Here is a 24,006-nt window from a genome sequence, read left to right as displayed (position 1 = left end):
CCCAGCGTAGGTGCTGGGGCTACGGTGTGCGGGGGGCTGTGGACAACTGAGGAGACGCCCGACATGCCGCACACCGTTGCTCTGTTCGCCGCCGCATCCGGGGATCAGGGGCCGGGCAACACGATCCGCGTCGTGCTGATCGCCTCGCTCGTCGGAGCGGCCCTGCTCGCCTGGTTCCTGCTGCGCGGATACCGCAACGACGACAACAACGACTGAGTCGGCGTGAGCGTGCCCGGGGCACCCGCATACGATGTCCGCGACGTCTTCCCTCCGACTCCCGATCGATAGGTCCTGCCGAAGATGAGCCTCACGAGCACCGCACACCAGCTGGTCACCGTCGCCGCCGAGGGCGAGCACGGTGGCAACCACGACAGTCTCAGCCCGCTCCTCACCGGTGGCGGCGCCTTCGTCGTGCTTCTCCTCCTGCTGTGGATCACCACGCGCTTCAACCGCGACCGCTGAGGCCGAGGCGTACAGCTGTGCCAGTAGGCTCTGCACGCATGGGAGAGCAGGAAGTGCCTACCGGCCGCAGAAAGCGCCGACTCGGCGTGATGGGCGGGACGTTTGACCCGATTCATCATGGACACCTGGTGGCGGCCAGTGAAGTGGCCGCCCAGTTCCACCTCGACGAGGTGATCTTCGTTCCGACCGGGCAGCCGTGGCAGAAGAGCCACAAGGAGGTCTCCCCGGCCGAGGACCGTTATCTGATGACCGTGATCGCGACGGCGTCCAACCCGCAGTTCTCGGTCAGCCGGAGCGACATCGACCGCAAGGGCCCCACGTACACGATCGACACCCTGCGGGACCTGCGCGCGGTCCACGGCGACGCGGACCTCTTCTTCATCACCGGCGCCGACGCCCTCTCCCAGATCCTCACCTGGCGGGATGCCGCCGAGCTCTTCTCGCTGTCCCACTTCATCGGTGTGACGCGCCCGGGGCACCTGCTCACGGACGACGGGCTGCCGAAGGGTGGCGTCTCCCTCGTGGAGGTCCCCGCACTGGCTATCTCCTCCACGGACTGCCGTGGGAGGGTCGCCCAGGGGGACCCGGTCTGGTACCTGGTGCCGGACGGTGTGGTCCGCTACATCGACAAGCGCCAGCTGTACCGCGGCGAATGAGCCACGGAGAGGGGCACCGGTGAACGACCGACAGAATCCGTACGACCCGTACTACCAGCAGCCGCAGATCATCGGCTACGACGAGTACGGGCAGCCGGTGTACCAGCAGCCTGGAGAGCAGACCGGACAGCAGCAGTACGACCCGTACGCGCAGCAGGCGCCGCAGACCGGTCAGACGTACGGCTACGACCCGTACGCCCAGCAGCAGCCACAACAACAGCAACAGCAACAGCAGCCCGTCGCGCCCCCGCAGCAGTACGACCCCTACGCCGCCCCGCAGCAACAGCAGCACCCGCAGCAGGGTTACGGCTACGACGGCGGCTACGGCTACGGCTACGACACGGGCCAGCAGCCCGCCGCGGTCGACACCACGCAGCAGTGGAGCATCCCGCAGCAGGCCGCGGCGCCCGAGGCCCCGGCCTCCGAGCCCGCGGCACCTCCGCAGCAGCGCGCCCCCGCGCCGCAGCCCGCGGCGGAGCCGGAGCCGGCGGTCCCGGGGCCGCGCCGGGGCGACCGCGACTACCGCACGGAGCAGTTCTCCTTCATCGAGGAGCCCGACGAGGACTCCGAAGACGTCATCGACTGGCTGAAGTTCACCGAGAGCCGCAGTGAACGGCGCGAGGAGGCACGCCGTCGCGGTCACAACCGGATGGTCGCGCTGATCGTCGTGGCCGCCCTCGTCGTGGTCGGCGGCGTCGGCTATCTGTGGTCGGCGGACAAGCTTCCGGGCTTCTCCTCCTCGGAGAAGAAGAAGACCACGGCGACCGGCCCCCAGCAGCGGGACGTCATCGTGGTCCACCTCCACAACACCAAGGGCGGGGGCACCTCCACGGCCCTGCTCGTCGACAACGTCACCACCAAGCAGGGCACCACGGTCCTGCTGCCCAACTCGCTGGCCGTCTCCGACGAGGACGGCGTCACCACCACGCTCGGCAAGTCGGTCGACGACGACGGGACCTCCGGCACCCGCGAGTCCATCGACGCCCTGCTCGGTACCGACATCAGCGGCACGTGGCGGCTGGACACCCCGTATCTGGAGAACCTCGTCGACCTGGTCGGCAACATCGAGGTCGACACCGACACCGACGTTCCCGGCGCCAAGAAGGGGACCTCGCCCCTGGTGAAGAAGGGCGCGGCGCAGACGCTCAGCGGCCCGATGGCCGTCGCCTACGCCACGTACCGCGGTTCCGAGGAGGCCGAGGCCAAGCAGCTGATGCGGTTCGGGCAGGTCATGCGCGGAGTGCTGAGGAAGATCTCCGACGACCCGAAGGCCGCCACGGTCACCGTCCAGACGCTGGCCCAGATCCTCGACCCGTCCCTGCCCGAGCAGGATCTGGGCGCCTCCCTGGCCAAGCTCGCGGAGCACGCCAAGCTCGGCGACTACAAGACCGCGCTGCTGCCGGTCCAGGAGGACGGCACCCTCACCGACGCTGCCACGAAGAGCGTCGTCAAGGACATCCTGGGCGGTGCGTTCAAGGCGCCGGCCGCGGACGCGGCGGTCCGGGTCGGCGTGAAGAACGCCACGGGCGACGACGGCGGTACGGAGTCCGCCCGGATCAAGCTGGTCAACGGCGGCTTCACCTTCGTCGACGGCGGGAAGTCCGGGACGGAGGCCTCCTCCGAGGTCGTCTACAAGGACGCGGCGGACAAGAAGAAGGCGACCGAGGTCGCCGCGACCCTCGGGCTGCCGGCGAGCGCGGCGAAGAAGGGCGAGCCGGCCGGCAACGCGGATGTGTCCGTCGTCATCGGCCAGGACTACGAGATCAAGTAGACGGGCGGCGGGCCCGGCCGGTCACCGGCCCGGTCCAGGGGCGGCTCCGGGACGGTTCCGGGGCCGCCCCGGAGCCTTTCACGGACCACCCCCGGCCCCTTTCCGGGGCGGTTCCCGGCCCGTTCCCGGCCCCTTCCCGGCCTGGTCGTGGGTGGTCCCGTGGCTGCTCAGGGCGGCTGTGGGGCGACTGCCGAAGTGATCTCCGCACGATGACTGCGTGGGCTGTCGGCGGTCCGTGAGACCCTAGAGGTTGATCTGACCGCCGACGAAAGCCTGCATGTGACCGCCACGGACCGCTCCATCGAGCTCATCAACGCCGCCGCTCAGGCGGCCGCCGACCGGCTCGCGCACGACATCATCGCGTACGACGTCAGCGACGTGCTGTCGATCACCGACGCCTTCCTGCTGGCCTCGGCCCCCAACGACCGCCAGGTCAAGTCGATCGTCGACGAGATCGAGGAGCGGCTCCAGAAGGAGCTCGGCGCCAAGCCGGTCCGCCGCGAGGGCGACCGCGACGCCCGCTGGATCCTCCTCGACTACGTCGACATCGTCATCCACGTCCAGCACAGCGAGGAGCGCGTCTTCTACGCGCTGGAGCGCCTGTGGAAGGACTGCCCCGAGATCCCCCTTCCCGAGGACGCCGTGAAGACCCGTGGCAAGGCCGAGGAGCACGCACAGCTCACCGGCGGCACGGAAGGTGACCAGAGCTGAACGGCAGCGGAAGCGGCAGGGGCCGCAGGATCGTCCTCTGGCGACACGGCCAGACCGCGTGGAACCTGGAACGCCGGTTCCAGGGCTCCACCGACATCGAGCTCACCGACGCCGGCGTCGGGCAGGCCCGCCGGGCCGCCCGGCTGCTCGCCTCGCTGAAGCCGGACGCGATCGTCGCGTCCGACCTGCGCCGGGCCGCGGCCACGGCGGCCGAGCTCGCCGCGATCACCGGACTCGGCATCGCGCACGACCCGGGCCTGCGGGAGACCTACGCGGGCGCCTGGCAGGGTCTCACCCACGAGGAGATCGTGGGGCTGTACGGGGAGCAGTACGCCGCGTGGAAGCGCGGCGAGCCCGTACGGCGCGGCGGCGGTGAGCTGGAGACCGAGGTCGCCGACAGGGCGGCCCCCGTCGTGCTCGCGCACGCCGACAAGCTGCCCGACGCCGGCACGCTCGTCGTCGTCAGCCACGGCGGCACCATCCGGACCACCATCGGCCGGCTGCTGGGCCTGGAAGCGCACCACTGGGAAGGGCTCGGCGGACTCTCCAACTGCTGCTGGTCGGTCCTGGGCGAGGGCGCCCGCGGCTGGCGCCTGCTGGAGCACAACGCCGGCACACTGCCCGAACCGGTGCTCGGCGACGACGCCTGACCGGGTGACCGGCCGGTGGCCACAGGCCGCCTCCGGGCGGCACCGGCCGGATTTCACTTTCCGGCTGGTCACAGGCTAAAGTTCTTCTTGTTCGCAGCGCGGAAACGCCGGGAAACACAGCGAACAGCGGGGCTATAGCTCAGTTGGTAGAGCGCCTGCATGGCATGCAGGAGGTCAGGAGTTCAATTCTCCTTAGCTCCACAATCAGGATCCCGTCCCCGTCAGGGGGCGGGATCCTTGCTTGTTCCCCCACTCCGGCCGGCTGCCCTCCGGTACGTGCGCAACGTCGTCAGCTGGTGGGCGCTCTCCTCGTCGGCAGGCGTGTACACGACGATCCGGCTCTCCGGCAGCCCGTTGACGGACAGGGAGACCGACGTCATCCGCATCTCGACGGCTGTCGCCCGGTGCCGGAAGGTCTTCACCCGAGGCCCCGGCAGGGTGACGTCCCCGCTGCGCCACAGCTGGGCGAAGTACGGGCTGGCCGCCGACAGTTCCTCGACGAACCGCTCCCAGGCGGGCTCGCCCGCATGGTGTCCGTAGGCGCTGCGCAGGGTCGCCACCATGAGGGGCAGCTCCCGTAGGCGGTGGACGACCGGGCAGTCCTCCTCGGACGCCGTGAACAGCGCCCACAGCACGTTCCGGGTACCGGTCCGCGCCGTCTCGGGCACGGTGAAGAGATCGAGATACGCGGCGTTGGCCGCCAGGACGTCGTAGCGCGCGTTGTAGACGACCGCCGGGCGGGGGTCGAGGGCGTCGATGATGCCCTGGATCTCCTCGCCGACCTCGACCGTGCCGGACTGCCTGCCCGGGATGTACGCCACCTCGGCCAGGTGGTAGAGGTGCTCGCGCTCGGGCGGATCGAGCCGCAGCGTCCGCGCGACCGCGTCCAGGACCTGCGGGGAGGCGTTGATCGGGCGGCCCTGTTCCAGCCAGGTGTACCAGGTGACCCCCACGCCGGAGAGCTGGGCGACCTCTTCGCGGCGGAGCCCCGGGGTGCGGCGCCGCAGGCCCGGCGCCATGCCCACGTCGGCGGGGGTCACCCGCGCCCGGCGGCTGCGCAGAAAGGCGGCGAGCTCCGGCCGCCGCCCGTGCCGCTGTCCCTGCCGGGCCTGCCGGGCCTCGCGCTCCTCCTGGTCCGGCCCGTCCTGGCGGTCCCGCAGGCCCTGCTGGTCCTGCTGGTCCTGCCGGGCGCGCCGGCCTTGCCGGTCCCCTCGGGACCGCTCATCCCGCGCGGCCCGCTGCTGTGCCGTCACCGTCGTCACACCCCATCGTCGGTGCTCCTGGTCCCCGTTGCCAGGTGCTGCCAGTACCAGCATCAGCGGGCTCTCGTCACCCGTACGCGGCCGCGGCCAGCCTTGAGGGCATGGCCACGACCTCCGCTACCACTCCCCGTCCGCCGTCCGTCGAAGCCCGCACCGCCGGCAGCCGCCCCGGGCGCCTGCTCGCGCTCGTGCTGGGGGCCCAGTTCATGGCACTGCTCGACGCCTTCATCGTCAATGTCGCCGCCCCGACGATCCGCACCGAATTCGGCGCCTCGGGGGCCGAGTTACAGCTCGTCGTGGCCGGTTACACCATCGCGTACGCCGTGTTGCTCATCACCGGAGCCCGGCTCGGCAGCGTGTTCGGACACGGGCGTGTCCACCTCGCCGGCCTCGCGGTCTTCACCGCCGCCTCACTCGCCTGTGGACTGGCGGCGGGGAGTGGACAGTTGATCGTCTTCCGGGTGGTCCAGGGGGTGGGCGCGGCGGTGATGATCCCGCAGGTGCTCAGTCTGATCCAGCAGAACTTCACCGGTGCGGCGCGGTTGCGGGCACTCGGCGCGTACGGCGCGGTGCTGGCCACGGGCGCGGCAGCCGGACAGGTGGTGGGCGGTGTGCTCGTCAGCGCCGACCTGTTCGGGACGGGCTGGCGGCCGGCGTTCCTGGTCAATGTGCCGATCGGGCTGGTCCTGCTGGTGCTCGGCGTTCGCGGGCTGCCGCGCGAACCGCGTGGTGACCGGCGGCGGCGGGAGGCGCGCGCCCGCGGACTGGACGTGACGGGACTGGTGATGCTCGCCGGTGGGGTCACCCTGCTGACCGTCCCGCTGGTGCTCGGCCAGGAGCTGGACTGGCCGGCCTGGACCTGGATCTGCCTGCTCGCCTCCGTGGTGTTCTTCGCCGGATTCGCGGCCTACGAGACCTGGCTGGCCGCGCGCGGTGGTGCTCCCCTGATCGCGCTCGGTGTGCTCCGTGCTCCCGGCATCGCCCGGGCGGCGCTGCGCATCCTGCTGGCGATGGCGGTGAACGCGGGCTTCCTGTTCGCGATGACGCTGCACGTCCAGGGCGGGCTGGGCTATTCGGCGATGCGCACGGGGCTGATGTTCGCGCCGACCGCGCTGACCTTCGGGGCGGTCGGGCTGACCTGGCGCAGGTGGCCGGCCCGGTGGCAGGGGGCCCTGGTGCCCTCCGGGTTCGTCCTCATCGCGGCAGGTGCGACGGTCATCGGCCTGGCCCTGCGGGACGGCGGCGACGGCGGGCCGGGCCTCTACGCGGGCTTCGTGATCATGGGGTGCGGCCTGGCGCTGGGCTTCAGTCCCACCCTCACGGGTGCCCTGGCGAACGTACGGCCGGTGGATGCCGCTGACGCCAGTGGTCTCCTGGTGACCGTCACCCAGCTCGGCCAGTTGATCGGGGTCGCGGCGTTCGGGACGCTCTACCTCAACCGCCTTGACACGGCTGGGGCGCAGGGGTCGGGCGAGGCGCTGTGGGTGTGTGCGCTCGCCCTGGCGGCAGCTGCTGTCGTGGGTGCGCTCGCGGGTCTCGTGCGGCGTCGTCGGCGGGTGGGATCTCCGGCGGGCTGACCCCCTTGCGGGGTCATGGCAGAATCGGACCGCCGGAGGGGGAGACGGACCGAACGGGGAGGAGCGTGCGATGCCTGCGAGCCGCCACGCGCTCCCCGACCTGCCCCTCGTCCGCCGAGGCCGGGTACCCGCCGGCCACGCCGTCGTCGGCTCGCCCGCGCCGGCCCGAAGGTCCGGTGGTCACGCCGGGGCCGTCCCTCCGTGTACGGCCCGCGGCCGCAGCCGGAGCTGACCCATGGGTGCACACAGGCGGAAATGCGACTGGTGCGGCAGCGGTACGCCCATCGTCAGGGACATGGACCCGGTCAACGTGGACTACCAGTACTGGTGCGAGGAGTGCGCACGGGCGCTGGTCATAAAGGGCGACCCCATCGAGACCTACCGGGAGCTGGAGGGGGAGCCGATCTACGGACGGCTGCTGGAGGAGCACTGCACGCTGAAGCGGTTCTACTCCTTCGCCACCGCCTGACCGCCCCGGCGAACGGCCGCGGAGCGGCCGACCGGAAACGATTTGGTGGACGGCCGGGGGACCGGTAATGTTCTCGATGTCGCCACGGGAGACCGGGCAGGACAGCGCGGGGCTATAGCTCAGTTGGTAGAGCGCCTGCATGGCATGCAGGAGGTCAGGAGTTCAATTCTCCTTAGCTCCACAGTGAAGATCGACCGGTGGGCCATCCGATGCGGATGGCCCACCGGTCGTTTCGCGTCTCAGGTCAACTCCGGCCGCTGCCCAGGGCCTTCCGCCCGGTGCCCGGAGGCAGGACGGGCCGCTCGGGGGCCTGCTGCTCGATCCGGAGCGCCAGGGCCGGACAACGACGTACGGCGCGCTGGGCGCGTCCCCGCAGATGCATCGGCACCGCGGCGTCCGCGAGCGCCGGGTATCCGTCCGGGCCCAGCCTGATCAGCTCCGGCACGATGTCCGCGCACAGTCCGTGGCCCCGGCAGAGCGTCCAGTCCACAGCGAGCTTCTCGCCGCTCGGAATGGATTCCTCCACATCCTGGTACCCGGGGGCCGGAAGCGGGAGGACGCCGGATGTCTCGCGGCCGCAGCCGCCGTCCAGCACATGCGCGGCCAGGTCGTCGGTGAACGCGGAGAGCGTGGAGGACAGGAAGCGCGCCGAGCCGTCCGGGTGCTTGCAGGCGCCCCGGCCCTTGACCGCCAGGGTGACCTCGCGCAGCGCCTCCAGCGCGGCGGGGCCGCCCCCGTTCAGTACGTCGGAGAGCCCGCCCGCGGCCGCCGGCAGCCCGAGCTTGCACGGGCCGCACTGGCCCGCGGTCTCGGCGGCCAGCCAGTTCGCCACCCGCAGGGACTCGCCGAGCGGACAGGTCTCCGGCCCGATCGGCAGGATCGCGCCCGCTCCCAGCGCGCCGCCCGCCGCGGCCAGCGAAGCCCGCGAGACGACGGCGTCGTGCGCGGCGTTCGCGCTGATCCAGTTGCCGTGATAGCCGCCCGTCAGCACGCCCTGCGGCAGCACCGGGGCGCCGGCCAGCTGGAGCACGTACCGCAGCGGCACGCCCGTGGGCACCTCGATGACCATCGGGCGCGCGACCGCGCCGGAGAGCGTGAGGAGTACCGTTCCGGGCTCGTCGGGCAGGCCGGTGTCCCCGTAGCGGCGGGCGCCGATGCGCGCGGCGACGGCCAGCTGCGCGTACGTCTCCGCGTTCGAGAGCAGGGTCGGGGCGCCGCCGACCCCCGACTCGGCGGCCCGCTCGCGGCGCCCCGGAGGCAGGGCGGGGCCCCCGGACGCCGCACGGATGACGGCCGAGGCCTCACCGGAGACCATCCGCTCCGGCGTCCGCACCACCCGGGCCCGCAACGGCTGCCCCCGCCGGTCGGACAGCCCGCGCTCGGCCAGGGCGGAGCGCACCGAGATCTCCGTGGAGTTACGGGTGACGGCCACGACCAGGGTGCGGGCGCCGAGCGCCTCGGCGGCCAGCAGGGCGCCGTCCAGGATGAGGTGCGGCGCACGGTTGAGCAGCACCGTGTCCTTGCGGCAGGCGGGCTCGCCCTCACTGCCGTTGATCACCACGACCGGCCGCACCCCCCGCCGGATCGACGCCTTGGCGACGGCCCGCAGCTTCCTGCCGAACGGGAAACCGGCACCGCCCCGGCCGTTGAGCGCGATGGACTCGGCGAGTTCCGCCAGGCGTTCGCCGGTCATCGGCTCCAGAGGACCGTGCACCTTCAGGTGCATGCCGAGGTCCAGCCGCTCCACCAGGTCGAAGCCGCTGGTCAGTTGGGGGAGGCCGACGACGCGGACTTCGGGGACGTCGGGGAGGGGGATGTTCACGTTCGGTCTCCTGCGGGTGCGGTCCAGGGCTCTCCGGCCGGGGGCGGGTAGAACGGCCCCGGAAACGGTGTGGTGTCGCCGACGGGAGGCAGCGGAGCGGTGGTCGCTGTTCCGGCGGCGTACGGAGGCTCCTGGGCGGGGACGTAGGGGGCGGGGGGCGCGGGTGGGAAGGCCGACGCGGGGGGCTCGTACGCGGCGTACGGGGGGTGCGCCGGCGCCGTCGGCGCGGGGGGCGGGCGCAGGGCCTGGACCGGCGGGGCGGGCGACGGGGCCGGCCAGTGTTCGGACGGCTGCCTCCGGGGGGCGGGCCCGGCGGACGGCGAGACCGCGCGGTACCCGGCGGCGATCCCCGGCCCGGGGCCCCCGAATCCGCCGGGTGAGGGCGGGAGCGGCGCCGTGGTGAGGCGGTCCGCGCTGCGGGGCGGGGCCTCGTACAGCGGCGGGGCGGGCGCCGGGAACGTGGTCGGGGGGCGCTCGAAGGACGAGGGCAGCGGGGTGCCCCGCATCCGGCTGCCGGGCCCGCCCCGGCCGGCGCCGCCGGCGTCCGGTCCGTACGCCCCCGGCAGGGCCGTGGTGTCGGCGCCGGGCAGCGGGGCCTCGCGGGTCACCGGATCAGGTGCGGCGGGCAGGGCGTCCGGCTTGATCAGGGCGGTGACCAGGTCGGCGATCCGCCGCTTCACCGGCGGCGGCAGCATGCGCAGGCCGAGCACGGCCGCCACGCCGGCCAGGCACAGGCTGTACATCACGACGACCCAGGCCGCGGGCGGCCGGCCCGCGTACAGCCCGTGCACCAGAGCCGCGCACCAGGCGGGGTAGGACAGCGCGTGCAGCGCACGCCAGCGCCCGGCGACCTTGCTGGGGGTGGCGAAGGCGCTGCGCAGCGCCCCCGTCGCGGCGGCCACCACCATCAGCAGACCGGCCAGCGAGCCGAAACCGATCAGCCCCGCCGTTCCGCCGACCCCGAGGCCGAAGGGGAGGAGAGCGCCGAGCAGCGCCACGTGCCCCAGTGAGACCTTCACCGTGACATGGAGCAGCAGGAAGCCCAGCGAGGCGGCCGCGGCGGTGCGGTGGACGGCCTGGCCGATCAGCCGCCGGCGCGAGGAGAGGAACAGCCGGTCGGTGGCGAGCAGGCCCCAGCCCACCGCGGCGGTGAGCGAGACCAGCGAGAGGACACCGGTCGTGAAGTCGAGCGTGGCGCGCAGACCGTCGCTGCCCGCCACGGCGAGCAGCGGCAGAAGCACCAGCGCGGCGACGGTGAGCCCGCCCTGCACGTGACGGCTCGGTCCCGAAGGAGGAGCGGGCGATGAGCGGATCTTGCGATGAGGGTTCAGAGGGTTCATGGGGGGCGACTCCGAATGGCTCGGCAAAGCGGTCCCGTTGCCGCATGCTAGGTCGCTCCATACCGGCCGGTACGAGGTTTGAATGGTTGCCCCGGTAGAGGGCGGTACGCGGAGTAACCGCCGCTTCCCGGACGTTCCGCCGCACGGTCGACCGCCCCTCGTGTCCACGGATCGGCGGTGCCCGGAGGGGGACCGGGCCCGTGCGGTACCCTGACGCCATGCGTGCCGTACGCCTTCTGCTTAGCGAGCCGCGCTGACTCAGTCCCGACCGGTGAGAATGCCTGGTCGGCATCGGCGCGGCGTCCCCTCCTGTGCGAGGGGATTTTTCGTTTCCGTAGACGCGTGTCCGTAGACGTGGGCGCCCGGCAGATGACGATCGATGGAGCTTTGAGGATCATGAGCGAGACGAATTCCGCAGCCGACGTTGCTGCGCCGCACCGCTATACGGCAGCGATGGCCGCCGACATCGAGGCACGCTGGCAGGACTTCTGGGACGCCGAGGGCACGTACGAGGCGCCGAACCCGACCGGTGACCTGGCGGGCGACCCGGAGCTGGCCGCCAGGCCGAAGAAGTTCATCATGGACATGTTCCCGTACCCCTCGGGGGCGGGGCTGCACGTGGGCCACCCGCTGGGCTACATCGCCACGGACGTCTTCGCCCGTCACCAGCGGATGACCGGCCACAACGTGCTGCACACCCTGGGCTTCGACGCCTTCGGCCTGCCCGCGGAGCAGTACGCCGTACAGACCGGCACGCACCCGCGGATCTCCACCGAGGCCAACATCGAGAACATGACGGCGCAGCTGCGCCGGCTGGGTCTGGGCCACGACAAGCGCCGCTCGTTCGCCACGATCGAGTCGGAGTACTACAAGTGGACCCAGTGGATCTTCCTGCAGATCTTCAACTCCTGGTACGACACCGAGGCGGACCGCGCACGGCCCATCGCCGAACTGGTCGCCCAGTTCGAGAGCGGCGAGCGCCCGACCCCGGACGGCCGTGACTGGAGCGCGCTGAGCGCCGCCGAACGCGCCGACGTCCTGAGCGGATACCGGCTGGCCTACGCCTCCGACGCGCCCGTCAACTGGTCGCCCGGGCTGGGCACCGTCCTGGCCAACGAGGAGGTCACGGCCGACGGCCGCTCCGAGCGCGGCAACTTCCCGGTCTTCAAGGCCAAGCTGCGCCAGTGGAACATGCGCATCACGGCCTACGCGGACCGGCTGCTGAACGACCTGGACGGCCTGGACTGGCCCGAGGCCATCAAGCTGCAGCAGCGCAACTGGATCGGCCGCTCCGAGGGCGCCCGCGTCGACTTCCCCGTCGACGGCGCAGGCAGCATCACCGTCTTCACCACCCGCCAGGACACGCTGTTCGGCGCCACCTACATGGTGCTGGCGCCGGAGCACGAGCTGGTCGAGCCGATCACCCCCGCCGCCTGGCCCGAGGGCACCCACCCGGTCTGGACCGGCGGACACGCCACCCCGGCCGAGGCCGTCGCCGCGTACCGCAAGCAGGCCGCGGCCAAGTCCGACGTGGAGCGCCAGGCCGAGGCCAAGGACAAGACGGGCGTCTTCACCGGCGCGTACGCGACGAACCCGGTCAGCGGCGAGCAGGTCCCCGTCTTCATCGCCGACTACGTCCTGATGGGCTACGGCACCGGCGCGATCATGGCCGTACCGGCGCACGACGCGCGCGACTTCGCCTTCGCGCGCGCCTTCGAGCTGCCGATGCGCTGTGTCGTCGAGCCGTCGGACGACCGCGGTACCGACCCCTCGACGTGGGAGGACGCCTTCGGCTCGTACGACGCGAAGCTGGTCAACTCCGCGAACGACGAGATCTCGCTGGACGGCCTGGGAGTCGTCGACGCGAAGGCCCGGATCACCGCGTGGCTGAAGGAGCACGGCGTCGGCGAGGGCACCGTCAACTTCCGGCTGCGCGACTGGCTGTTCAGCCGTCAGCGCTACTGGGGCGAGCCCTTCCCGATCGTGTACGACGAGGAGGGCATCGCCCACCCGCTGCCCGAGTCCATGCTGCCGCTGGAACTGCCGGAGGTCGACGACTACTCGCCGCGCACCTTCGACCCGGACGACGCCGACACCCAGCCCGAGACCCCGCTGTCGCGCAACGCCGACTGGGTCAACGTCACGCTGGACCTGGGCGACGGCCCGAAGAAGTACCGCCGCGAGACCAACACCATGCCCAACTGGGCGGGCTCCTGCTGGTACGAGCTGCGCTACCTGGACCCGAACAACGCCGACCAGCTGGTCGACCCGGCGATCGAGCAGTACTGGATGGGCCCGCGCGAGGGACAGCCGACCGGTGGCGTCGACCTGTACGTGGGCGGCGCGGAGCACGCCGTGCTGCACCTGCTGTACGCGCGCTTCTGGTCCAAGGTGCTGCACGACCTGGGCCATGTCTCGTCCGCCGAGCCGTTCCACAAGCTGTACAACCAGGGCATGATCCAGGCGTTCGTCTACCGGGACAGCCGCGGCATCGCGGTCCCGGCGGCCGAGGTCGAGGAACGTGACGGGGCGTACTACTACGAGGGCGAGAAGGTCTCCCGCGTCCTGGGCAAGATGGGCAAGTCCCTGAAGAACGCCGTGACGCCCGACGAGATCTGCGGCGAGTACGGCGCGGACACGCTGCGCCTGTACGAGATGGCGATGGGCCCCCTGGACGTGTCGCGCCCCTGGGACACGCGCGCGGTCGTCGGCCAGTACCGGCTGCTGCAGCGGCTGTGGCGCAACATCGTCGACGAGGAGAGCGGTGAGGTCACCGTCGTCGACACCGAGCCCGGCGAGGACACGCTGCGCGCGCTGCACAAGGCGATCGACGGTGTCGGCGGGGACATGGCCGGGATGCGCTTCAACACGGCCATCGCCAAGGTCACCGAGCTGAACAACCACCTGACCAAGGCCGGCGGCCCGCTGCCGCGCTCCGTCGCCGAGGCCCTGGTGCTGCTGGTGGCGCCGCTGGCACCGCACATCGCCGAGGAGCTGTGGCGCAGGCTGGGCCACACCGAATCGGTCGTGCACCAGGACTTCCCGGTCGCCGACCCGGCGTACGTCGTGGACGAGACCGTGACCTGCGTCGTCCAGATCAAGGGCAAGGTCAGGGCGCGCCTGGAGATCTCCCCGTCGATCACGGACGCGGAGCTGGAGGCCCTGGCCCTGGCCGACCCGGCCGTCGTCGCGGCACTGGACGGGGCGGGCATCCGCAAGGTGATCGTCCGGGCGCCGAAGCTGGTGAACATCGTCCCGGCCTAGGCGACGGCCGTCCGTGGGGCGGTGCGAGTGGCGGTGGGAGGGCTGCGGGCGAGGGTCCTGCGTAAGGGCTGCGCGACATGGCTCGCGTGAGAGCTTTGCGTGAGGGCCGCGCGTAAGAGCTTTACGTGAGGGCCGCGCGTAAGAGCTTTACGTGTGGACCGCGCGTAAGAGCTCTGCGTGTGGGCTGAACGTGCGGGCTTTCCCCTACGGGCAGGTTGGGGGTTTCGATGGAACCCTCTGCCTGCCCGTTCCGTTTACGGTGGAGGGAGCGGTGAAACCGTGCCGCCGGCCGTCACACGATCCGAGGGGCGTTCATGGAAGCCGTGATCCTGATTCTGGGGCTGCTCGTCCTGGCCTTCATGGCCCTCGGCGTCTATGCGACCGTCAAGGTCGTCGGGGCGGCCAAGCGCGGCGTGGACCGCACGATCACGCAGGCCCGCCGCACCGTGGAGGACACCACGCTGCGGGCCAAGAGCTACGGGCAGCCGGGCGTCGTCGGTGAGCTGGCGCAGCTCCGCCTCTCGCTGCGCACCTCGATGCGGGCCACGCAGGAGGCGCTGCGGGCGGGTGCGGCGGACGACGCCTCGCTCGCGGAGTCGCTCGGCCTGTTCGAGCGCCTCGGGGTGCACGGCCGCGAGCTGGACGAGGACCTGAAGCGGCTGGAGCGCGAGCCCGACAGGACGACCGTCGCCTCGCTGCTGCCCGGGCTGAAGGAGCGCACCGAGCGGATCACCGGTGCCGCCGAGTCGCTGCGGTGGGCGGCCAGGGACCGGGCCCGGCAGTTCGCCGACGACGACCTGGCGGCGTTGAACGTGCAGATCGACGTGGAGGCCGGGGCGCTGAGGCACTGGACGACGGAGGACCCGGCGCCGGGGCGTGTGGCGGACCGTGGTCAGGAGCAGCCCGTGGGGGAGCCGGCGGGCGACGAGGGGAGCCCGCAGGCCATCACGGCCCCGGACCCCCGGCTGCGGACGGACTACCCGTGGCAGAAGACGACACGGCCGGAGACCACCAACTGAGGGCGTTCGGGGCTCGGGTGCAAGTGGCGCGCGCCGGTGGCGGGCGCCGGCGACCGGCCGGTCCGCGGGTGAACGGAGATGGCAGGATGCGGCCCGAAGCGACTGGAACTGATCATTCGTTCGGGGTCGGACTGCCGAGCCCCCTTCTCGGCAGGTAACCTCCCGCTCATGTCCCGCCATGTCGCGATCGTCACCGATTCAACGGCCTACCTGCCGCCCCAGGCGATGGAACGGCATGGCATCACCGCAGTGCCGCTGACCGTCGTCCTCGGTGACCAGGCGCTGGAGGAGGGCACCGAGATCTCGGCCCGCTCCCTCGCGCTCGCCCTGCAGAAACGTCGCTCCGTGACGACGTCCCGGCCCAGCCCCACGGTCTTCGCCGCCGCCTACCGCGCGGCCGCTGACGCGGGCGCGAGCGCCATCATCTCCCTGCACCTGTCGGCGGAGTTCTCCGGCACGTACGACGCCGCTCTCCTGGCGGCGAAGGACGCCCCGGTGCCGGTGCGCGTGGTGGACACCGGGATGGTCGCCATGGCCCTCGGGTTCTGCGCCCTGGCCGCCGCCGAGACGGCCGAGGCGGACGGCAGTCTCGACGACGCGGTGGCCGCCGCCGAGAAGCGGGCGGCGGGCACGTCGGCCTACTTCTACGTCGACACCCTGGACTATCTGCGCCGAGGCGGCCGGATCGGCGCCGCGCAGGCCCTCTTCGGTTCGGCCCTCGCCGTGAAACCGCTCCTCCAGCTGGACGGCGGCCGGATCGAACTGCTGGAGAAGGTACGGACGGCCTCCAAGGCCATCGCCCGGCTGGAGGAGATCGTCGCCGAACGGGCGGGCAGTGGGCGGGTGGACATCGCGGTGCACCACCTCTCGGCCCCTGAGCGGGCCGAGCGACTGGCCGAACGGCTGCGTGAACGGGTGCCGGGCCTGGTCGACCTGCATGTCAGCGAGGTGGGAGCGGTGATCGGCGCGCACACCGGGCCCGGGCTGCTGGGAGCGGTGGTTTCACCTCGCTGACCTCACTCTCCGGAGTGGTGAGGTTATGCACAACGGTCCGGTTTTCCACCGGAAAAGGGCGCGCTCAGCGGGTTCCGGCGGGAGTGCCTACCGTCATGTGGCATGGCTTCCCGATCACAGCGTGTAACCCCTCGCGGCCCCGGTCACCGCGGCGGGCCTGTCAGCGGTACCGGCCGTTTCCGCGGGCTCCGGGCCGGGTCACGAACCGGACCCGGCAGCGGACCGGGGCGCGGACCCACCTCGGACGGCCGTGTCCGGAACGGGGCGAACCCCGGGCCGGGCCGACGGCGGGCACGGGGGCGCACTGCCGCGGCTGCTGCCGCGGCCGCGGCTTCACGCAGCCGTGCCGACGCGCTGATGGCCGGCGGCCACGGGGGGCGGGTCGCCCGCCCGGTGGTGGGGCTGGGCGCGGGGGCGGCGTCGACGGCGCCTTCCGTGTCACGGGTGGGGCCGACACCGCCCGGGCCTCAGCCCGTTCCCGCGCCCGCCCACCCCATCGCGACGGCTGACGCACCGGCCTCGTCCCCGCCGGGGCCGGGACCGGGTCGTCCCGCAGGCCTGGACTCGGACGTCGGACATCGGTGGGGGCCGGTCCTGCCCGCGCTGCGGGAGCGGCTTCCGGTGTGGCTCCAGCTGAGGTGCGGGCTGGAGCCGAGGGCCCTGGCCGCCCTCACGGTCCTGTTGGTCGCGGCAGCGGTGTTCGCCGCGACGCACCTGTGGTCCGCGCGCCCCGAACCCGTACGTGCTCCGGAGCGTGTCGGCGAGGCCGCGGACGCCCACGCGCCTGTGGCGCGGACGGACACGGATACGGACGGGGCCGTGCCGGAGCCCTCGCCCGGCACGCCGCCCGTCGCCGGGCCGGGCGGCCAGGTCGTGGTGGTCGACGTGAGCGGAAAGGTCAGGCACCCCGGGATCCACCGGCTGCCGGCCGGGGCCAGGGTCGCCGACGCGCTGCGGGTGGCGGGCGGAGCCCGCCCCGGCGTGGACCTCAACGGCCTCAACCGGGCCCGGGTCCTCATGGACGGGGAGCAGATCATCGTGGGCGGCCCACCTGGCTCGACTGCCCCGGGCGTGACGGGAGGAGGCGCCGGCCCGACCGCCGCCGCGGGGCCGGTGAGCCTCAGCACCGCGACGGTGGAACAGCTCGACACCCTGCCCGGCGTCGGCCCCGTCCTCGCCCAGCACATCGTCGACTACCGCACCCAGCACGGCGGGTTCAGGTCCGTCGACGAGCTCCGCGAGGTCAACGGGATCGGCGACCGCCGGTTCGCGGACCTCCGACCGCTGGTGCGACCGTGAGCACCCAGGACGTCCACACGGCGTCGGGCCGTCGGCTGGGGCTCTCCGACCCACGGCAGGAGGGGCCGGTCGATCTGCGGCTGGTTCCACCGGCCCTGGCGGCGTGGGCCGGTGCCGCGGCGGCCCTGGACGCCCCCGGCGGCTGGGTGGCCGTGGGCGTGGTGCTCTGTCTCGGCGCGGCCATGGTCCTCCTGGCCGTCCCCGGCTTCCGGCCCTTCCGCGCGGCACTCGCCGCGCGCACGGACCGCGAGGGGCGCGGCGTCGGCGGCCGTGGGCGGCCACCCACCGGCCCGCCCACCGGCCCGCCCACCGGCCCACCCACGGGGCCATCCACCGGGCCATCGACCGGGCCAGCCACCGGGCCGCCCACCCGGCTGTACGCCACGGCTGCCGCGGCGGTGCTGCTCTGCGCGGCGGCCGGTGCGGCGTCCGCCGGTCTGCACAGGGCCGAGGCGCGGCAGGGGCCCGTGCCCGGGCTGGCCGGGCAGTTCGCGCGCATCGACGCGGAGATCACCCTGACCTCCGATGCCCGCCGCACGGCCCCCCGGGTGCGCGGCGACCACAGCACCCCCGTCTCGCTGCTCCTGGACGCGGAGATCGTCCGGCTCGCGAGGCCCGGAGGCACCGCCGTCCGGCTGCGTACACCGGTACTGGTCATCGTCACGCCCGGGGGCGCTGCCGCACGGTGGCAGCGGCTGCTTCCGTCCTCGCGGCTGCGCCTCAGCGGCCGGCTGGCCCCGCCGCTGCACGGCGGGGAGCGGGCCACCGCGGTGCTGCGCGCCGAGGGAAAGGGCCCGCCCCGCGTCATCGGCCCGCCCAGCCGGCTCCAGCGCACGGCGGGCGGACTGCGCGCGGGTCTGCGCGCGGCGACGGAGGACCTCGGCCCCGACGCGCGGGCGCTGCTGCCCGGACTGGTCGTCGGTGACACCACGCGCGTCACGCCCGCACTGCACGAGGCGTTCCGGGCGACCGACCTCACCCATCTCATGGCGGTATCGGGCGCCAACCTGGCGATTCTGCTCGTCCTCCTCATCGGCCCGCCCGGCAGCGCCCTGCGCGCCGAACGTCGCGGGCTGGCGCCCGCGTGGGGGATCTCCCTGCGGGGGACCGCTCTGCTCGGCGGCGGGCTCACACTCGCCTTCGTGCTCGTCTGCCGGCCGGAACCGAGCGTGCTGCGGGCCGCGGCCTGCGGCCTGATCACGCTGCTGGCCATCGGTACCGGGCGGCGCAGGACTCTGATGCCGGCGCTGGCCGCCGCCGTTCTGCTGCTGGTGCTCTACGACCCGTGGCTGGCGCGCAGTTACGGCTTCGTCCTGTCCGTGCTCGCCACCGGCGCCCTCCTGACCCTGGCCCCGGGGTGGAGCGAGGCGCTGCGACGGCGACGGGTACCGCCGCGGCTCGCGGAGGCTCTGGCGGCGGCGGCCGCGGCGCAGGCGGTGTGCTCGCCCGTCGTGGTGCTGCTCGCCTCCCGGGTGAGTCTGGTGGGGATCCCGTGCAATCTGCTGGCCGAGTTCGCGGTGGCGCCCGCCACGGTGCTCGGGTTCGCCGTGCTGGCCCTGGCCCCGGTGGCCATGCCGGTGGCCGAACTGCTCGCCCGGGTGGCGGGGTGGCCGGCGGGGTGGATCGCCTCCGTGGCCCGTACCGGAGCGGCGCTTCCCGGGGCGGAGACCGACTGGCCGGACGGCCGTCCGGGGGCGCTGCTGCTGGCCGCGCTGACGGTGCTGCTGGTGCTGTTCGCGCGGCGCCTCGGACACCGTCCGTGGATCTGTTCGGCCGCCGCGCTGCTGCTCGTCCTCGTGGTGCTCCGGCCGGTGCCGCTGACCCGGGTGCTGACCGGATGGCCGCCGCCCGGCTGGGCGTTCGCGATGTGCGATGTCGGCCAAGGGGACGCCTTGGTGCTCGCGGCCGGCCCCGGCACGGGCGTGGTCGTCGACGCCGGGCCCGATCCCCGGCTCGCCGACGAGTGCCTGCGCGACCTGGGCATCACCCGCGTCCCGCTGCTGCTCCTCACCCATTTCCACGCCGACCACGTGCGGGGTCTGACCGGTGCGCTGAGGGGCAGAGCGGTGGGCGCGATCCAGACGACGAGCCTGGAAGAGCCCCCGGAACAGGCCGCGTTCGTCAGGAGGACCGCCGCGGCGGCGGGGATCCCCGTGGTGCGCGCCGTCCCGGGCGAGCGGCGCCGGATCGGCGGGCTCGCATGGCAGGTGCTGTGGCCGCCGGGCGGGGCGACCACCGCGGCGGGCCCGGCCGCCGGCCCCGTACCGCAGGAGCCGAACGATGCCAGCGTCACCCTGCTCGTACGGGCCGGCGGGCTCACGCTGCTGCTGCTCGGAGATCTCGAACCACCGGCCCAGCAGAGCCTCTTGCGCAGCTACCCGACGCTGCCGCGGGTGGACGTGCTCAAGGTCGCGCACCACGGGTCCGCGCACCAGGACCCGGCTCTGGTGAGCGGTACGCGACCGAGGCTGGCCCTGGTGAGCGTGGGGCGGGACAACCCGTACGGGCATCCGGCCGCGCGGACGGTCGAGGCGCTCAGGTCCCAGGGGGCGGCGGTGCTGCGTACGGACCGGGACGGCGCGATCGCGGTGACGGGCGCCGGCCCGGGACTGCGTGCGGTGGGCCGCTCATGACGGCGCGTTCACTCCAGCCACCGGCCATCGGTCATCAGTTCACGGCCGGCCAGCTCGTTCTCCTCCCGCCACGCCCTGACCGCGTACGGCGTGAAACGCAGGTACACCCAGGCGGAGCGGCCCCGCAGGTCCCAGCCGAGCTTGGCGGCGAAGGCGTCACCCGACCCGGCGGGAAGGTCCGCGCCCTCGATGAGCTCCGCCGTCGCCTCGATGAGGACCACATCGCGGGTGGTACCCAGCGCGATCCGGGCCTGCCCGGCCGGTGTCACGTTGACCGCCGTCGGGTTGGTGCGCCGGGTGGCCATCAACAGGGTCTCCCGGTCCCAGACGAACGACAGCGGCACCAGCGTCGGCACCCCGTCGGCCGAGGCGGTCGACACCCAGGCCTCCGTGTCCTTCTCCAGGTGTTCGAGCACATCCTGCTTGCGCTGTGCACGGCCGCGCGCCGGCTCCCGATGCGTCATGCCCGGCACGGTAGTGAACACACCACGCGCCGCGCCTCCGCCGCCGGTCCTAGGACCATCGCCCCAGGGCGTGGTCCCCTCCGCCGGGACAGACTGCCCTCATGGACCCGTATCTGCCGCAGACCGCCGACGCCTACCTGGAGCGCATCGGCGCCGCCCGGCCCGCCCGCCCCGATGCCGCGGCGCTGCGCGAGCTGCAACTGCGCCACCTCGTCAGCGTGCCCTTCGAGAACCTCTCGATCCACCTCGGCGAGGACATCGTGCTGGAGGAGCGCGCACTCCTCGACAAGGTCGTGGCGGCCCGTCGCGGCGGGTTCTGCTACGAACTCAACGGCGCCTTCGCGGTGCTGCTGCGGGCGCTCGGCTTCCGCGTCACGCTGCTCCAGGGGCGGGTGCACGGGGACGAAGGGCGGCTCGGCATCCCCTACGACCACCTGGCGCTGCGGGTGGAGACGGACGACGGCACCGGGCCGTGGCTCGCCGACGTCGGCTTCGGCGACCACGCCCAGCACCCGCTCGCGCTCGATGACCGCACGGACCAGCGGGATCCTCGCGGCACCTTCCGGATCGGGCGGGCCGCCGCCGAGGACGGCGAGGACCACGGCGACCTCGACGTCCTGCGGGACGGCGTGCCCCAGTTCCGCCTGGACCAACGGCCGCGGGCACTGGCCGACTTCCGGGGCGGGGCCTGGTACCACCGCACCTCACCCGAGTCCGGCTTCACCCGGGCGCCGGTCTGCTCACGCTTCACCACCACCGGGCGGATCACGCTCAAGGGCCACAAGCTCCTCACGACGGTGGGCACCGAGCGCCACGAGACACGGCTGGAGAGCGACGAGGAGGTCCTCGCCGCCTACCGCGAGCACTTCGGAGTACGCCTCGACCGGCTTCCCGACGAACGAGGAGTCGGCGCTCGTGCGTCGAATGCGTGACACACACAAACGGAACGAGCAATTCGGACCTGCGGTAACACCTCCGCCCAAGCCCTTGCGAGCCGCCCTGTTTGCCTCGAACGCCACAAGGGTGATCGAATGCATGATCGTCGGCGGGCCGCTGCTCCGACAACGACGTCCAGCCCTTCGGCCCGAGGTGGAACCGCCCCCGGGAGTGCGTGAGATGTTCGGCCGTTGGCTCGGAAACAAGAGACCGGCGGGTGCCGCGCGTGGCAACGCCTTCGCCGGTCTCGCCGTACCGGACTCCGCGGGTGTCCTCAGCTGCCGGGTGCTCGACCCGGTCGACGAGGCGGTTCAGCAGGCCGAGTTCGTCGTCACGGACGCCGCGGGCCGCAAGGTCGTCAGCGGGGAGACGGACCCGTTCGGCAACGTGCTCGCCACGGTGCCGGCAGGGGAGTACCGACTTGCCGTCACAGCGGAGGGGTTCACCCCGTTCCACGGCTCGGCCACGGTCGTCGAGGGCGGGCACGCGCAGCTGGGCGAGGTGACGCTGCAGGTCTCCGCGCCTCCGCAGCTGCCCGACCCGGGCGAGTGGGAGATCGAGCCGATGCACTCCCAGATCGGTTTCACCGCCCGGCACATCGGGATGGCCCGTATCCACGGCCGGTTCAACACCTTCGCCGGCGCGGTGCGGATCGCCGACCGCATGGAGAACTCGGCCATGCACGTGATCATCGACGCCGCGTCGATCGACACGAACGTCCAGATGCGCGACGACCACCTGCGCTCGGGCGACTTCCTCGACGTCGGCCGCTTCCCGACGCTGGAGTTCTACAGCGACCGCTTCGTCCACCGGGGCGGCACCCGCTGGGGCGTGAGCGGCGCGCTCACCCTGCACGGAGTGAGCCGTACGGTGACGCTGGACACCCAGTACCTCGGCCTCGGCAACGGCCTGGAGGGCGAGACCCGCGCCGCCTGCCGCGCCACCACCGAGCTGCACCGCGAGGACTTCACCCTCACCTGGCAGACGATGCTGGCCCGTGGCATCGCCGCGGTCGGCTCCAGCATCGCGATCGACATGGACATCCAGATCGTCCCGAAGGGCTGACCCCGGGGCGCTGACCCCGGCCGCCGGCGCCAGGGCGGCCCGCCGGGAAGCGGACACCCTCCGTGGGCGGCACCGACCGGGGCGCCGTTTACGGAGCCTCCAGCCATCCCTCGTACTCCGCGGCGAACGCGTCGAGCGCCGCGGAGTCCAGGCGCCGGTCCTGGTCCTCCACGACCACCAGCCACTGGGCGTCCTCGGCGTCGTCCTCGCCGGCCAGGGCGTCGCGTACGAGCTGCGGCTCCTCGGTGACCCCGAACCGGTCGGCCAGTTCTCCGGCCGCCTCCTCCGCGGCATCGCGGTCGGGCAGCACCAGTACATGTCTCACGTCGCTCACCCGCCCATTCTCGGCTACGGTCCGCGGCGCCCGGAACGGCGGTCGCGGCCGGGCTGTCAGTGGCCCGTGGGATGCTGGACGGCGATGGCCACCAGAAGGAATTCCGCCGACGACCCGCTCGCCCCCCTCACGCTCGCCGTGGGGCAGGAGGACCTGCTCCTGGACCGTGCCGTGCAGCAGGTGGTGGCGGCGGCCAAGGCCTCCGACGCCGACACGGACGTCCGGGACCTCACCTCCGACCAGCTCCAGCCGGGCACGCTCGCCGAGCTGACGAGCCCCTCGCTCTTCGCCGAGCGCAAGGTGGTGATCGTGCGCAACGCGCAGGACCTCTCCGCCGACACGATCAAGGACGTCAAGAAGTATCTCGACGACCCGGTCGAGGAGATCACCCTCGTGCTGCTGCACGCGGGCGGCGCCAAGGGCAAGGGGCTGCTCGACGCCGCGCGCAAGGCCGGGGCGCGGGAGGTCGCGTGCCCGAAGACCACCAAGCCCGCCGAGCGCCTCTCCTTCGTGCGGGGCGAGTTCCGGATCCTGGGACGCTCCGCCACGCCCGAGGCGTGCCAGGCCCTGGTCGACTCCATCGGCAGCGATCTGCGGGAGTTGGCGAGCGCGGTGTCGCAGCTCGTCGCGGACGTCGAGGGCACGATCGACGAGGCCGTGGTCGGGCGCTACTACACGGGGCGCGCGGAGGCGTCGAGCTTCACGGTCGCCGACCGGGCGGTCGAGGGGCGGGCGGCGGAGGCCCTGGAGGCGCTGCGCTGGTCGCTGTCGACCGGTGTGGCGCCCGTCCTGATCACCAGCGCACTCGCGCAGGGCGTACGGGCGATCGGCAAGCTCTCGTCGGCGCGCGGGGGGCGGCCGGCGGATCTCGCCCGGGAGCTGGGCATGCCGCCCTGGAAGATCGACCGGGTCCGCCAGCAGATGCGGGGATGGACGCCGGACGGGGTGGCGGTGGCACTGCGAGCGGTCGCGGACGCGGACGCGGGGGTCAAGGGCGGCGGGGACGACCCGGAGTACGCGCTGGAGAAGGCCGTGGTCGCGGTGGCACGGGCGGCGCGGGCAGGGCGATAGCGGTGTGCCCCGGTGGGTGCGGTGTGCCCCGGCGGGGGCGGTGCGACCCGGTGGGTGCGGGTCCGTCCCGCTGACCCGGGGTGTCCTCAATCGCCGGACGGGCTTGAACTTGCCGTTCGGGGTGTCCTCAATCGCCGGACGGGCTGGGTGTGGCCGAGCGCCGTCATCACCGGACGGGCTGGTGTGG

The 24,006-nt window shown here is 72.9% G+C and carries 21 protein-coding genes and 2 tRNA genes; 18 read left to right on the top strand and 5 right to left on the bottom strand.

Annotated elements, in window-relative coordinates; genetic code table 11:
- Positions 1-63: 63 nt before the first annotated feature.
- The 7 genes from ABZ454_RS09940 to ABZ454_RS09910 all read left to right on the top strand — a co-directional run bounded on the left by ABZ454_RS09940 (position 64) and on the right by ABZ454_RS09910 (position 4,451).
- The gene (locus ABZ454_RS09940) at positions 64-216 is read left to right on the top strand and encodes a hypothetical protein (protein ID WP_356324663.1); all 153 of its coding nucleotides are present in this window, start codon (positions 64-66) and stop codon (positions 214-216) included.
- Between the two features lie 84 nt (positions 217-300).
- Positions 301-462, top strand: coding sequence for a hypothetical protein (locus ABZ454_RS09935; RefSeq protein ID WP_356324665.1), 162 nt, complete (start codon positions 301-303; stop codon positions 460-462).
- Between the two features lie 38 nt (positions 463-500).
- Positions 501-1,118 (top strand): nicotinate-nucleotide adenylyltransferase, encoded by a 618-nt coding sequence (nadD, locus tag ABZ454_RS09930; protein WP_356324666.1) that lies wholly within the window; start codon positions 501-503, stop codon positions 1,116-1,118.
- 19 nt (positions 1,119-1,137) lie between these two features.
- Complete coding sequence (locus ABZ454_RS09925) at positions 1,138-2,889, top strand: LCP family protein (protein WP_359536974.1); 1,752 nt, start codon at positions 1,138-1,140, stop codon at positions 2,887-2,889.
- Positions 2,890-3,168: 279 nt separating this feature from the next.
- The gene (gene rsfS, locus ABZ454_RS09920; protein ID WP_359536972.1) at positions 3,169-3,600 is read left to right on the top strand and encodes a ribosome silencing factor; all 432 of its coding nucleotides are present in this window, start codon (positions 3,169-3,171) and stop codon (positions 3,598-3,600) included.
- Positions 3,597-4,250: a histidine phosphatase family protein gene (locus tag ABZ454_RS09915; protein WP_359537136.1), complete on the top strand. Its 654-nt coding sequence runs from the start codon at positions 3,597-3,599 to the stop codon at positions 4,248-4,250. The genes rsfS and ABZ454_RS09915 overlap by 4 nt, the downstream gene beginning before the upstream one ends.
- Positions 4,251-4,378: 128 nt before the next feature.
- A tRNA-Ala gene (locus ABZ454_RS09910) sits at positions 4,379-4,451 on the top strand.
- Between the two features lie 20 nt (positions 4,452-4,471).
- Here the strand turns inward: ABZ454_RS09910 and ABZ454_RS09905 are convergent.
- On the bottom strand, positions 4,472-5,566 hold the full coding sequence (locus ABZ454_RS09905) for a helix-turn-helix transcriptional regulator (protein WP_359536970.1): 1,095 nt from the start codon (positions 5,564-5,566) through the stop codon (positions 4,472-4,474).
- 47 nt (positions 5,567-5,613) lie between these two features.
- Here ABZ454_RS09905 and ABZ454_RS09900 point away from each other — a divergent pair, with 47 nt between their 5' ends.
- From ABZ454_RS09900 to ABZ454_RS09890, 3 genes are all read left to right on the top strand, one after another.
- Positions 5,614-7,089: an MFS transporter gene (locus tag ABZ454_RS09900; protein ID WP_359536969.1), complete on the top strand. Its 1,476-nt coding sequence runs from the start codon at positions 5,614-5,616 to the stop codon at positions 7,087-7,089.
- 235 nt (positions 7,090-7,324) lie between these two features.
- Positions 7,325-7,558, top strand: coding sequence for a hypothetical protein (locus ABZ454_RS09895; protein ID WP_148018647.1), 234 nt, complete (start codon positions 7,325-7,327; stop codon positions 7,556-7,558).
- A gap of 108 nt (positions 7,559-7,666) precedes the next feature.
- A tRNA-Ala gene (locus tag ABZ454_RS09890) sits at positions 7,667-7,739 on the top strand.
- 63 nt (positions 7,740-7,802) lie between these two features.
- Here ABZ454_RS09890 and ABZ454_RS09885 read toward each other — a convergent pair.
- Positions 7,803-9,380 (bottom strand): NADH-ubiquinone oxidoreductase-F iron-sulfur binding region domain-containing protein, encoded by a 1,578-nt coding sequence (locus tag ABZ454_RS09885; RefSeq protein ID WP_359536967.1) that lies wholly within the window; start codon positions 9,378-9,380, stop codon positions 7,803-7,805.
- Entirely contained in the window at positions 9,377-10,720 is a 1,344-nt protein-coding gene (locus tag ABZ454_RS09880) for a hypothetical protein (protein ID WP_359536965.1), read from the bottom strand. The genes ABZ454_RS09885 and ABZ454_RS09880 overlap by 4 nt, the downstream gene beginning before the upstream one ends.
- A gap of 396 nt (positions 10,721-11,116) precedes the next feature.
- On the opposite strand from ABZ454_RS09880, the gene leuS reads away from it, so the two are divergent.
- The 5 genes from leuS to ABZ454_RS09855 all read left to right on the top strand — a co-directional run bounded on the left by leuS (position 11,117) and on the right by ABZ454_RS09855 (position 19,949).
- Positions 11,117-13,984 (top strand): leucine--tRNA ligase, encoded by a 2,868-nt coding sequence (leuS, locus tag ABZ454_RS09875; protein ID WP_356319130.1) that lies wholly within the window; start codon positions 11,117-11,119, stop codon positions 13,982-13,984.
- 314 nt (positions 13,985-14,298) lie between these two features.
- Positions 14,299-15,003, top strand: a complete 705-nt coding sequence (locus ABZ454_RS09870; RefSeq protein WP_359536963.1) for a hypothetical protein — start codon at positions 14,299-14,301, stop codon at positions 15,001-15,003.
- Between the two features lie 168 nt (positions 15,004-15,171).
- Positions 15,172-16,017: a DegV family protein gene (locus ABZ454_RS09865; protein WP_359536961.1), complete on the top strand. Its 846-nt coding sequence runs from the start codon at positions 15,172-15,174 to the stop codon at positions 16,015-16,017.
- 621 nt (positions 16,018-16,638) lie between these two features.
- Entirely contained in the window at positions 16,639-17,316 is a 678-nt protein-coding gene (locus tag ABZ454_RS09860) for a ComEA family DNA-binding protein (RefSeq protein WP_359536959.1), read from the top strand.
- Positions 17,313-19,949 carry a ComEC/Rec2 family competence protein gene (locus ABZ454_RS09855; RefSeq protein ID WP_359536958.1) on the top strand — a complete coding sequence of 879 codons (2,637 nt, stop codon included), beginning with the start codon at positions 17,313-17,315 and terminating at the stop codon, positions 19,947-19,949. The genes ABZ454_RS09860 and ABZ454_RS09855 overlap by 4 nt, the downstream gene beginning before the upstream one ends.
- A gap of 8 nt (positions 19,950-19,957) precedes the next feature.
- On the opposite strand, the gene ABZ454_RS09850 is transcribed toward ABZ454_RS09855, so the two are convergent.
- Positions 19,958-20,413 (bottom strand): pyridoxamine 5'-phosphate oxidase family protein, encoded by a 456-nt coding sequence (locus ABZ454_RS09850; protein ID WP_359536955.1) that lies wholly within the window; start codon positions 20,411-20,413, stop codon positions 19,958-19,960.
- A gap of 101 nt (positions 20,414-20,514) precedes the next feature.
- On the opposite strand from ABZ454_RS09850, the gene ABZ454_RS09845 reads away from it, so the two are divergent.
- Positions 20,515-21,345, top strand: coding sequence for an arylamine N-acetyltransferase (locus ABZ454_RS09845; RefSeq protein WP_359536953.1), 831 nt, complete (start codon positions 20,515-20,517; stop codon positions 21,343-21,345).
- A gap of 184 nt (positions 21,346-21,529) precedes the next feature.
- Positions 21,530-22,414, top strand: a complete 885-nt coding sequence (locus tag ABZ454_RS09840) for a YceI family protein (RefSeq protein WP_356319123.1) — start codon at positions 21,530-21,532, stop codon at positions 22,412-22,414.
- Positions 22,415-22,502: 88 nt separating this feature from the next.
- On the opposite strand, the gene ABZ454_RS09835 is transcribed toward ABZ454_RS09840, so the two are convergent.
- Entirely contained in the window at positions 22,503-22,748 is a 246-nt protein-coding gene (locus tag ABZ454_RS09835; protein WP_359536950.1) for a hypothetical protein, read from the bottom strand.
- 84 nt (positions 22,749-22,832) lie between these two features.
- On the opposite strand from ABZ454_RS09835, the gene holA reads away from it, so the two are divergent.
- On the top strand, positions 22,833-23,819 hold the full coding sequence (holA, locus tag ABZ454_RS09830) for a DNA polymerase III subunit delta (RefSeq protein ID WP_359536948.1): 987 nt from the start codon (positions 22,833-22,835) through the stop codon (positions 23,817-23,819).
- The last annotated feature ends 187 nt before the right edge of the window (positions 23,820-24,006 follow it).

The sequence above is a fragment of the Streptomyces sp. NPDC005803 genome (assembly GCF_040630435.1).
Classification (GTDB): domain Bacteria; phylum Actinomycetota; class Actinomycetes; order Streptomycetales; family Streptomycetaceae; genus Streptomyces.
The sequence above is the reverse complement of the archived record's forward strand: the minus strand, read 5'-3'. Positions and strand labels throughout refer to the sequence as shown.

Bases quoted from the DNA above. Each gene is read 5' to 3' on its own strand.
- ABZ454_RS09940 (WP_356324663.1), top strand. From the start codon at position 64: ATGCCGCACACCGTTGCTCTGTTCGCCGCCGCATCCGGGGATCAGGGG.
- ABZ454_RS09935 (WP_356324665.1), top strand. From the start codon at position 301: ATGAGCCTCACGAGCACCGCACACCAGCTGGTCACCGTCGCCGCCGAG.
- nadD (WP_356324666.1), top strand. From the start codon at position 501: ATGGGAGAGCAGGAAGTGCCTACCGGCCGCAGAAAGCGCCGACTCGGC.
- ABZ454_RS09905 (WP_359536970.1), bottom strand. From the start codon at position 5,566: ATGCTGGTACTGGCAGCACCTGGCAACGGGGACCAGGAGCACCGACGA.
- ABZ454_RS09900 (WP_359536969.1), top strand. From the start codon at position 5,614: ATGGCCACGACCTCCGCTACCACTCCCCGTCCGCCGTCCGTCGAAGCC.
- ABZ454_RS09895 (WP_148018647.1), top strand. From the start codon at position 7,325: ATGGGTGCACACAGGCGGAAATGCGACTGGTGCGGCAGCGGTACGCCC.
- ABZ454_RS09880 (WP_359536965.1), bottom strand. From the start codon at position 10,720: ATGAACCCTCTGAACCCTCATCGCAAGATCCGCTCATCGCCCGCTCCT.
- leuS (WP_356319130.1), top strand. From the start codon at position 11,117: ATGAGCGAGACGAATTCCGCAGCCGACGTTGCTGCGCCGCACCGCTAT.
- ABZ454_RS09870 (WP_359536963.1), top strand. From the start codon at position 14,299: ATGGAAGCCGTGATCCTGATTCTGGGGCTGCTCGTCCTGGCCTTCATG.
- ABZ454_RS09865 (WP_359536961.1), top strand. From the start codon at position 15,172: ATGTCCCGCCATGTCGCGATCGTCACCGATTCAACGGCCTACCTGCCG.
- ABZ454_RS09850 (WP_359536955.1), bottom strand. From the start codon at position 20,413: ATGACGCATCGGGAGCCGGCGCGCGGCCGTGCACAGCGCAAGCAGGAT.
- ABZ454_RS09845 (WP_359536953.1), top strand. From the start codon at position 20,515: ATGGACCCGTATCTGCCGCAGACCGCCGACGCCTACCTGGAGCGCATC.
- ABZ454_RS09840 (WP_356319123.1), top strand. From the start codon at position 21,530: ATGTTCGGCCGTTGGCTCGGAAACAAGAGACCGGCGGGTGCCGCGCGT.
- holA (WP_359536948.1), top strand. From the start codon at position 22,833: ATGGCCACCAGAAGGAATTCCGCCGACGACCCGCTCGCCCCCCTCACG.